This window comes from Adlercreutzia equolifaciens, assembly GCF_029076695.1.
Lineage (GTDB): Bacteria > Actinomycetota > Coriobacteriia > Coriobacteriales > Eggerthellaceae > Adlercreutzia > Adlercreutzia equolifaciens_A.
Genome location: NZ_JARFIK010000651.1, coordinates 1 through 287 on the forward strand (window position 1 = coordinate 1; position 287 = coordinate 287).

The window sequence follows — 287 nt, forward strand, 5'->3', positions numbered from 1 at the left end:
GGAACCGATACTTTCGGCCAGTACCACGGATGCTCCTCCATGCAGCAACCCGAAAGGCTGCTTTGTCCGCGAGTCTACTGGCATTGTCGCTTCAAGGGTGTCATCACCAATATGTTCAAAGCGAATATCCAGGAACCCCACCATGTTTCCTTCACCCATAGCATTCAGTGCTTCCAGGGTGATTTTCCGTTTCCATATCATTTAATAATCTCCAGTAAAGCCTGCACAGGATGGCGTACCCCCGTGCCTTCAACCCGTTTTACCTGGCTACGGCAGGAATATCCGGT

Annotated in this window: 1 protein-coding gene; it reads right to left on the reverse strand. The window is 50.9% G+C overall.

Annotated elements, in window-relative coordinates; genetic code table 11:
• Positions 1–201: hotdog fold thioesterase (locus PZH32_RS13975; protein ID WP_275208872.1), on the reverse strand; the 201-nt coding region annotated here is incomplete at its 3' end.
• Between the last annotated feature and the right edge of the window lie 86 nt (positions 202–287).